A 9363-nucleotide genomic window follows, 5' to 3' on the forward strand; every position below is an offset into this window, starting at 1 on the left:
ACGACTTCTCCAGCCCCCTTGCAACCCCACCCAGTCACTCCCCCGGCACGCATCGATCATCATGAGCTTTCGCTACCTGCAGAGTCTTTTCAATCCGCAATCCATCGCAGTGATTGGTGCCAGCTCCCGGCCGCGCCGCATCGGCAACGTAGTGATGCACAATCTGCTGGCGGGCGGATTCGGCGGTGCGATCATGCCGGTGAATCCCAAGCATGACGCCGTGGCCGGGGTACTGACTTACCCGAACGTCGCGGCACTGCCGCGGACGCCCGATCTGGCGATCATCTGCACGCCGCCGGCAGCGGTCCCCGGCGTCATCGACCAGCTGGGCCAGCGCGGCACGCGCGCCGCAATCGTCATGGCCAGCCAGCTATCCACGACGCTCGGCAGCGACGGCCGGCCACTGGACGTGACGATTCTCGAGGCAGCCCGACGGTACGGCCTGCGGATCCTCGGAGGCCGAACGCTAGGTGTGATGGTGCCGCAAGCGGGTCTCAATGCCACCTTTTCGCAGGTGAGCGTGAAGCGTGGCAATATCGGCTTCGTCTCCCAGTCCGACGCGGTGGGAACGATGGTGCTCGACTGGGCCTTGCCGAAAAAGGTCGGGTTCTCCCATTTTGTCTCACTGGGCGATGCGCTCGACATCGGCTTTGGCGAAGCCATCGACTTCCTTGGCAGCGATCCCGGCACGCGCGCCATCCTGCTGTACATCGAATCGATCCGCGACCGCCGCGGCTTCATGGCTGCCGCCCGTTCCGCCGCCCGCAACAAGCCGGTGGTCGCGATCAAGGCCGGACGGGCGCCGCGCAACAGCCTCCAGGGCATCGGCGATCCCTTGTTTCTCGATACCCCCGGCCTGATCGGCAGTGACGACGTGCACGACGCGGTGCTGCGCCGCGCCGGCATCCTGCGCGTCGATCACCTCGACGAGCTCTTCGGCGCGGTGGAGACGGTGGTGCGCTCGCGCCCGATGAACGGCAACCGGCTCGTGGTCGTCAGCAACGGTGGCGGCGCCGGCATCATGGCCGAAGACGGTCTGCATCTCGGCGGGTACGAGATGCCGGACCTGCACGAAAACACCGTTACCCGCCTGCGCCGGATGCTGCCCGCCGGCTGGGATGGCCGCAACCCCATCGACATCTCGGTCGACGCGCCACCCAAGCGCTATGAAGACGTATTGAAAGTGCTCGGCGAGCAGCAGGATGGCGACGCGATTCTGTTGATGCATACCCCCAATGCCCTCTCCAGCAGCATCGATATCGCACAATCGGTGATCCAGACGATCCGCAACGTTGGCGGCAACCTGCTCACCTGCTGGATCGGTGACGAAAGCGTGGCCACCGAACGCAAACTCTTCGTCGATTCCGGCATCGCCACGTTCGACACACCCGGACACGCCACGCGCGCCTTCCTGCACATGCTCAATCACCGCCTCGCGCGCGAGGTATTGATGCAGGTCCCGCCTTCGATGCAGCTCGACTTTGAACCGGACGCCGACCGCGCGCGCGCGATCGTGCATACCGCGCTGTCGGAGGGGCGCACCCGGCTCACCGAACCCGAAGCGAAGGCCATTCTCGCCGCCTACGGCATTCCTGTCGTCGAAACGCATCTTGCGGCCAACCCGCAGGAAGTCGCAGCCGTCGCGGCGCGCATTGGTCTGCCGGTGTCCGTCACGGTGATGTCGCGCGATGTCAGACGCAAATGGGAGGTTGGTGGCGTCGCCCTGAACCTCGAAACGCCCGACGCCGCCGAAGCCGCGGCACAGGGCATGCTCGGGCGCATCAGCGCACTGCGCCCCGAGGCCAGGATCAGCGGCTTCGCCGTGCAACGTGTTGACCCGCGCCAACATGTCCGGCAACTCATCATCGGGGTCGCCACCGATCCGCTATTCGGGCCGATGATCGTGTTCGGCGAAGGCGGTCGGGCGCTCGAGGTCTACCGGCACATGGCCATCGGCCTGCCACCGCTCAACCTGCCACTCGCCCACGATCTGATCGACCGCAGCCACACCGCGGCACTGCTGGGCGCCTACCACAACCATCCGGCGGCAGACCGCGACGCCATTGCACTGACGCTGACCAAGGTATCGCAACTGGTGGTCGATCTGCCCGAGATCACCGAACTCGACATCAATCCTCTATTTGCCAACGATATGGGCGTGATCGCCGCCGACGCGCACATCGAACTGTCGGCGAGCGCGCCAAATCCGCACCGCCTGTCGATCCGCCCCTATCCGCAAGGCCTCGAGGAGACGACGACGCTGCGCGACGGACGGAGCGCAGTGTTGCGCCCGATCCGGCCGGAAGACGAACCCACCCACTACGTGTTCATGTCGCGACTGACCCCGCAGGACATCCTGTACCGCTTTTTCCACTATATCGGTACCTTGCCGCACAGCGAAATGGCGCGGCTGACGCAGATCGACTACGACCGCGAGATGGCCTTCATCGCCAGCGCAAGGGACCAGAACGGGCAGGCGGAAACGCTCGGCGTCGTGCGTGCGGTCGCCGACCCGGACAACCATACTGCGGAGTTCTCGATCATCATCCGCTCCGACATGAAGGGACAGGGTCTGGGCTCCAAACTGCTGACCAAGATCATCGACTACGCGCGCCAGCGCGACATTCAGGTGCTTGCTGGCGAGGTGCTGGCGGAAAATCAGCCCATGCTGAAGCTGCTAAGGGTTTTCGGCTTCAGCGCCAAACCCGCGGAAGAGCCGGGCGTCGTCCACGTGTCGATGAAACTGCAGCAACCGGTCAGTCCCTGATCGCGTCCGATCCGACAGAGAGTGGCGCGGCGCCCTCGCCTGGAGGCCGCGCGCGGAGCCAATTCTCGAAGACATCGGCCGGCATCGGACGCGCAAACAGGTAGCCCTGCCCTTCGTCACAGCCTTCCGCATGCAGGAATCGGCGCTGGGCCTCGGTTTCGATGCCTTCCGCGATGACCTTGAAGCCGAGATTGTGCCCCAGGGCGATCACGGCGCGGCTGATCGCGATATCCGACGGATGCTCGGGCAGATCCTTGACGAAGGCACGATCCAGCTTGATCGTGCCGATCGGCAACTCCTTCAGGTAAGCAAGCGACGAGTAGCCGGTACCGAAATCGTCGATCGCCGTCGTGATGCCCAGTGCCTGGATCTCATTGAGAACTCGCCGACCGTGGTCGGGATTTTCCATGATCACGGTCTCGGTAATTTCGATCTCGAATACCGACGGCGGCACGTTCCAGGTCGAGATCACGCGGCGCAGGGTCGCAACAAAATCACTCCGGTCGATTTGCGGCCCGGCAACGTTGACGCCCAGCCGTCCGATCGATAGGTCGGCATCAAGCCAGCGCCGTGCCGCCGCAGCGACCATGTCGAGGACCTGCTCGCCGAGGGGAATGATCAGGCCACTGCGCTCCGCAAGCGGAATGAAATCGCCCGGCGGAATCAGTCCATGCTCCGGATCACGCCAGCGAACCAGGGCCTCGGCTCCGAGGTAGGCGCCGGTGCCAAGACTGAACTGCGGCTGGAACCAGACTTCGAACTCCCCCCTCTCAACCGCCCGGCGCAGCGCATTCTCGATATGCAGGCGTTTTTGCGCCTCCTCGGTCATGTTGCGCTGATAGAAGCGATAGGTGTTTCGGCCCGCAGCTTTCGCTTCATACATCGCGGCGTCCGCATTGCGGATCAATTCGGTAACGGTCTGGCCGTCATCCGGAAACACCGCAACACCGATGCTCGTCGTCACCATGCCGTTGCCACCTGCCATCTCGAACGGCACCTGGATGACCGACAGGATCCTGCGTATCACTTCGACCGCATCCGCCCCCTCCCCCAGTTCCGAGAGAATCACGGCAAACTCGTCACCGCCAAGACGTGCCACGGTATCTTCGACCCGCACGCAGGTCGCGAGTCGCCCGGCAACCAGTTGCAGCAGCTGATCGCCCACAGGGTGACCGAGGCTGTCGTTGATCGTCTTGAAACCGTCGAGATCGAGGAGCAGTACACCAATACTGCGCCGATAGCGCACCGCGCGGTCCAGCGCGTGCTGCATGCGGTCATGAAACAGCACGCGGTTCGGAAGCGAAGTCAGCGGATCGAAGTGCGCGAGCCGCTCCAGATCCTCCTGAGTGCGCTTGATCGTGGAAATATCGGAAAACACACCGACAAAGTGACGAATGTTGCCGTTGCCATCGCGAACCGCACTGATCGTCAGCCATTCGGGATATATCTCGCCGTTTTTACGCCGATTCCAGATTTCCCCCTGCCATTCGCCGGCGACATTGATCGACTGCCACAAGTGCTGATAGAACTCGTCTTCCTGGCGATCCGACTTGAGAATGCCCGGCGTCTTGCCCTTCACCTCATCGGCGGAATAACCGGTGATCTCGGTAAAGGCCGGGTTCGTCGCGACGATCACCCCCTTGTGGTCGGTGACGACCACGCCATCGGCGGTGCATTCGACCACCGTAGATGCCAGCCGCAAGGCCTCCTCCGACTGCTTGCGCTGCGTGATGTCGGCGGACATGCCGACGACACCGATCGGATTGCGGGCGTCGTCCAGCAGCAAGCACTTGGTCGTGAGGTAGGTATGCACGCCATCCGGCTCGATATTGTTCTCCTCGAACTGCCGGGCAATACCCCCTTCCATGACCTTGCGGTCGTTCTCGAGGTGTTGCCGTGCCACATCGCCCGGCATGAACTCGTCACGGGCGCGCCCCACCATCTCCGAGCGTGAGTGGCCGACCGCGGCTTCGAACTGACGGTTGCACAGCAGCAGCAGCCCCTTCAGGTCGAACGCATAGATGAGGGCCGGCGCGTTATCCACGATCGCATCCAGCAGGCTCCTGCTGTCGCGCCACGCGCGTTCGGCAAGTTGGCGCTGCCGGCTCTCGTCAAGCAACAGTTCATGCCGCTCGCGCAACTGGCGATGCCTTGAGACGAGCAGGCCGGCGAGCAGGGCAAAAACCGCGGCATTGATCAGTGCTGCCAGAAAATAGGGCGACCCGGTAAGCGACTGACTGGGCCATCCACTCAGCGGCGTCGCGGCCAGCACCCAATGCCCCCCCGGGACACCGAGGCGCGTCTTGACGGGGTCGGCGGAAAAGACCGCCGGATCGCCACCGATCACGTCCCCTTCCTCACCTCGCCCGTCCTTCCCGCGCAACCCGATGCGCAGGAGCGTCGATCCGCTCACGCCACCGTCTTCGAGGATGCGCTCGATGTCACCAACGATCGACACCGTCCCCCAATAGCCACTGCGCCCACTGACCCCGTCAGGCCGCAGCACGACCGGCGCACGGACGATGACTGCCTGCCCGCCCTGTACCAGCGCGACCGGACCGGACAGCACCGGCACACCCAGTTGCCGTGCCTGCTCGATGGTTTTCCACTGTTCGGGAACGGTCCGGAAATCAAGGCCGAGCGCTTTCTCGTTACCCGCAAGCGGGTAAAGCCTCGCGATCACATTGTTCGGCGCGTAGCCAAGGTTACGAATCTGCGGGTGATTGGCGATGATCTGTTCCGCCATCGCATCAAACAGCTCGGGTGAAAGGTCGCCCTGATGCTGGATCAGATGGACAATACCCTCGCTACCGCTCAGCGTCTGCTTCAATACCCCGTCGAGCTGCGCCTGCACCGTGGCCAGCTCGGCAATCGTGCGGCTACGCGCGTCGCTCAGTTGGCGCTCGCCGTCCATCCACCCCAGCACCAGACCCACCAGTAAGCCGACGAGCAGGACACCGGCGCCGATCATCCACGGCAACCAGCGGAAAAAGAATGACAGGCGGTGCAGAACAGGAATTTTGGCCAAAACGGTGAGGCCTTCCAGGATCCATAATCGAGGACGGGCATGTTACACCGGGCACAATGGCCATGCATTCAAGGTGCAATGCAGAATGGCAGGGACCCGCCACTCCGCCGATGGCGAGGGGACGTGGAACGCACTTGCATCGCCCTGAAAGCTGTATATAGTTACAGCTATGGAGGATTGCGTCATGACTGCCCGTTTCATTTGCCCCCACTGCCATGCACCGGTCAACCCGCACGCCATGGAGCGGGCCTACAGCGATCTGGCCGAATACCGTATCTGCCCGTTGTGCGACGAGGCGGTGTTCTTTGCATTACGAGATACGCCCAGGATTCCATCCTGGCTGCGACGTGACGGCCGCGACACCGGCGCCGATTCGCTGAACGATTCAAGTACCTCGCCATCAGGCAAGGCGCGCACGGTCGCACAACCGGAGTGGCGATGAGCGCAGCCGGGGGAGCAATCCCCACCGCAGCGCCCGCCTATCTCGAACATCTCAATGACGCCCAACGTGCGGCAGTCATGTTCGGCACTACGGGCGACGCCGAGGAGCGCGACCGTCCGCTGCTGGTGATTGCCGGAGCGGGGTCGGGCAAGACCGCCACGCTCGCGCACCGGGTTGCCCACCTTGTCGCACAGGGCGCCGACCCGGGCCGCATCCTGCTGCTGACCTTTTCGCGACGAGCGGCCGACGAGATGAACCGGCGCGTGACGCGCATCGTCGGCCAGCTCGCGAGAGGGCAGCCACGACTCGCTGCCACCTCGCTCACATGGTCCGGCACCTTTCATAGCGTTGGTGCCAGGCTGCTGCGCGAGTTTGCCGGACGCATCGGGTTGGATCCGGGCTTCACCATTCACGACCGCGAAGACTCCGGCGACCTGATGAATCTGGTGCGCCACGAACTCGGGCTATCGGCAAAGACCAAACGCTTCCCGATGAAAGGAACCTGCCTGGCGATCTATTCCGCGGCGGTCAATACCCGCGCGCCCCTTGGCGAACTGCTGCAATCGGCTTTTCCGTGGTGCGTCGAGTGGGAGGCGGATCTGAAACGTCTGTTTCTCGCCTACGTCGAAGCCAAGCAGGCACAACAGGTGCTCGATTACGACGACCTGCTTCTCTATTGGGCGCAGATGCTGACCGAACCTGCGCTTGCCGGTGAGGTCGGCGCACGCTTCTCGCACGTGCTGGTCGACGAATACCAGGACACCAACCGGCTGCAGGCTGCGATCCTGCTGGCGATGAAGCCGGACGGGCGCGGGCTCACGGTGGTCGGCGACGACGCGCAGTCGATCTACGCATTCCGCGGTGCGACGGTACGCAACATCCTCGATTTCCCGGCGCACTTCGATCCCCCGGCAGAACAAGTCACGCTCGACCGCAATTACCGTTCGACGCAACCCATCCTCGCTGCAGCGAATGCCGTGATCGCGCTCGCGTCCGAGCGCTTCACCAAGGACCTGTGGACCGAACGCACGGCCGCGCAGAAGCCGCGCCTGGTCGCCGTCAAGGACGACGCCGACCAGGCCGGCTACATCGTCGAGAGCGTGCTCGCGCGGCGCGAGGACGGTGTCAAGCTGAAGGCCCAGGCGGTGCTCTTCCGCGCCTCGCACCACAGCGCACGCCTCGAGGTCGAGCTGACGCGGCGCAACATTCCGTTCGTGAAGTTCGGTGGTCTCAAATTTCTCGAAGCCGCCCACGTCAAGGACGTCCTCGCGGTGCTGCGCTGGGCGCAGAACCTGCGCGATCGCGTGTCGGGCTTCCGCGCGATCCAGCTGCACGCCGGTATCGGCCCGAAGACGGCAGGCCGCATCCTCGACAACATTGCCGGCGCTCCCGCCGGCTGCGCGCTACTCGCGGAACAACCGGTACCCGAGGGTACGCGCGCCGCATGGGTGGCGTTCGCCGGCATCGTCGAAGCCTCGAAGACCACTGCCGTCTGGCCGGCCACTTTCGAGCAGGTGTGCCAGTGGTACGTCGCGGAGATGCCACGCCTGTACGACGACGCCACAATCCGCGCCGCCGACATTGAACAACTCGCGCGCATTGCGGCGACCTACCCCAGCCTGGAACGCTTTCTCACCGAACTCACGCTCGATCCACCGAACGCGACCAGCGACGAGGCGGGGGTGCCGCTACTCGATGAAGACTACCTGATCCTGTCGACGATCCATTCCGCGAAAGGCCAGGAATGGTCGACGGTGACCCTGCTCAACGCCGTCGACGGCTGCCTGCCCTCCGATCTCGCCACTGGCAGCACAAGCGAGATCGAGGAAGAACGGCGCCTGCTGTACGTGGCGATGACGCGCGCGAAGGATCAACTCGACCTGATCGTGCCACAGCGCTTCTACGTCTCACAGCAATCCGGCCTTGGCGACCGTCACGTCTACGCAAGCCGTACCCGCTTCATTCCAAACCGCGTCCTTGAGAACTTCCAGCAGACTTCATGGCCAGCCCCCGCCGAGGCGCCCCGCCCCACCGCAGAATCCCGCCAGATCGCACTCGACCTCGCGGCAAAGATGCGCGCAATGTGGCGTTAGGAAGCGGCGCCCGCGCCGGACCAACACGAGCCGGGACGCGTAGCACACGCGACTCGAACCGCTGAGTATCCGGGGCAGGACTTGTCCCCAGCAGATGTGGATAAGTCTGTGTGCAGGGCAAGGATGAATCAGCTAAGCCCTTCACACGGCGGGACAATGATTGCTTGCCGCATCAATGGGCAAGCGACGCACGGTGCTCAAGCTTCTGACACATCACAACGCAGGACGCCACACACGGGGGGCACTGCCCCAAGCTGTCGGGAATTCGCGATCAGGTGACGATTGCAGCACGCCGGCACATGCAAACAGGACGCGAGCCTCAGCCCGAGGTGAGGTGCGGAAACCGGATGATCCGGAATGCTCGCTGCGGGCACCTGCAGGCACTCCAGCGTTCGCCTGAAGTCTTCACCGGCGCGCCGGCGACACAGCCGCGCACCATTGCGAGCCGGCTACCTTGCCACTGCCCCGTGGCGGACGGGTCTCAATTTCAATTCCAAGGTGCGATATCCTTCACGGTCGCAAACTCGCCGATGCCTCCTGACGTGCCGCCAGCCCCGGACCGCAAATTGAAATCTCTCCTCATGCGTGCCACCCGCGCCGCAACCGGGCAATCACTCGCGCGCATCAACACCGCAACATGATGACCGCTGGCCTCAAAGTCCTGAACGACGCCGCCCACCGGGTGCATGCCGTGCTCGTTTGTCTTGCCCTCGGATTGAGCATCTGCGCAAACGCATACGCATACGAAAGCGACGGTCTGCTCTGGTTCGACCGCGGGCGTCCCCATGCCGAGGCCCGACAGGCCGTCGACATCCTTGCGGCTGCGGCGGAAGACGGTCTGAACGCGCAAGATTACGACGCCACCGTGCTTTACCAGGTCGTCACGGCGGCAGCAGATGGGCCCGCGCTACCGGCCGAGGTGGTCGCACAACTGGATCGGAGACTCACCGCGGCGATGCTGCGCTATCTGCGCGACCTCCATCACGGCCGGGTGGATCCTCGTCAGATCCACGCGAATTTTGCCGTCCCGCCC

At 64.0% G+C, this 9363-nt stretch carries 5 protein-coding genes; 4 read left to right on the top strand and 1 reads right to left on the bottom strand.

Going from position 1 to position 9363, the window contains the following annotated elements:
• Window positions 1-61: 61 nt before the first annotated feature.
• The gene (locus GPA25_RS15015) at window positions 62-2767 is read left to right on the top strand and encodes a bifunctional acetate--CoA ligase family protein/GNAT family N-acetyltransferase (protein ID WP_169261223.1); all 2706 of its coding nucleotides are present in this window, start codon (window positions 62-64) and stop codon (window positions 2765-2767) included.
• Here the strand turns inward: GPA25_RS15015 and GPA25_RS15020 are convergent.
• On the bottom strand, window positions 2757-5795 hold the full coding sequence (locus tag GPA25_RS15020) for a bifunctional diguanylate cyclase/phosphodiesterase (RefSeq protein WP_169261224.1): 3039 nt from the start codon (window positions 5793-5795) through the stop codon (window positions 2757-2759). The genes GPA25_RS15015 and GPA25_RS15020 overlap by 11 nt on opposite strands.
• Before the next feature lie 184 nt (window positions 5796-5979).
• Here GPA25_RS15020 and GPA25_RS15025 point away from each other — a divergent pair, with 184 nt between their 5' ends.
• The 3 genes from GPA25_RS15025 to GPA25_RS15035 form a co-directional block, all read left to right on the top strand.
• The gene (locus GPA25_RS15025; RefSeq protein ID WP_169261225.1) at window positions 5980-6237 is read left to right on the top strand and encodes a hypothetical protein; all 258 of its coding nucleotides are present in this window, start codon (window positions 5980-5982) and stop codon (window positions 6235-6237) included.
• Window positions 6234-8330, top strand: coding sequence for an ATP-dependent helicase (locus tag GPA25_RS15030; RefSeq protein ID WP_169261226.1), 2097 nt, complete (start codon window positions 6234-6236; stop codon window positions 8328-8330). The genes GPA25_RS15025 and GPA25_RS15030 overlap by 4 nt, the downstream gene beginning before the upstream one ends.
• 637 nt (window positions 8331-8967) lie before the next feature.
• Window positions 8968-9363 (top strand): L,D-transpeptidase scaffold domain-containing protein (locus GPA25_RS15035; protein ID WP_484463056.1); only part of this gene is annotated, 396 nt, incomplete at its 3' end.

The sequence above is a fragment of the Aromatoleum diolicum genome, from assembly GCF_012910955.1.
GTDB classification, from domain to species: domain Bacteria; phylum Pseudomonadota; class Gammaproteobacteria; order Burkholderiales; family Rhodocyclaceae; genus Aromatoleum; species Aromatoleum diolicum.

Bases quoted from the DNA above. Each gene is read 5' to 3' on its own strand.
- GPA25_RS15030 (WP_169261226.1), top strand. From the start codon at position 6,234: ATGAGCGCAGCCGGGGGAGCAATCCCCACCGCAGCGCCCGCCTATCTC.
- GPA25_RS15015 (WP_169261223.1), top strand. From the start codon at position 62: ATGAGCTTTCGCTACCTGCAGAGTCTTTTCAATCCGCAATCCATCGCA.
- GPA25_RS15025 (WP_169261225.1), top strand. From the start codon at position 5,980: ATGACTGCCCGTTTCATTTGCCCCCACTGCCATGCACCGGTCAACCCG.